This is a genomic window from Vibrio sp. 1401 (genome assembly GCF_033340295.1).
The window spans coordinates 1-515 of sequence record NZ_JAWOWF010000845.1; the positions used below are offsets into that span (position 1 = coordinate 1).

Annotated in this window: 1 protein-coding gene; it reads left to right on the plus strand. The window is 45.6% G+C overall.

Annotated elements, in window-relative coordinates:
• Positions 1 to 36: 36 nt before the first annotated feature.
• Positions 37 to 515 (plus strand): sterol desaturase family protein (locus tag R7Z77_RS28495; protein ID WP_318137453.1); only part of this gene is annotated, 479 nt, incomplete at its 3' end.

A 515-nucleotide genomic window follows, 5' to 3' on the forward strand; every position in this document is an offset into this window, starting at 1 on the left:
AACGGAAGATCACTACGCAAAATGGTAGATAAGACAATGGATTGGTCACAAATCATGGAGCGACCGGAGCTCTTGCTTATGGCTTTGGCTCCTATCTTTTTTCTCTGCATCGCCGCGGAATACGGTTTGGGACAGCGTCGAGGTAAACTGCCTGACAGCGCACAATATTATTTGCCGGAAGTGGCGTGTAACTTTGTGTTGGCAGGATTACATCAAGCTGCTGATATTTTAACGGGGTTGCTGATTGCGCATTTCTACTTGTGGATATTTGATTGGCGATTATTTGATATCGAAATGAGTGTATCGGCCTTCTTGCTTCTTATGTTGCTGCAAGACTTTTTCTATTACTGGTTCCACCGTGCTAGCCATCGTATTCGTTGGATGTGGGCGGCACATGTGGTGCATCACAGTTCAGAAAGAATGAATTTTAGTACGGCGTTTCGCCAAAGCTTGATGTACCCATTGGCGGGGATGTGGCTGTTCTGGCTACCTTTGGTCATTATTGGTTTTGACCA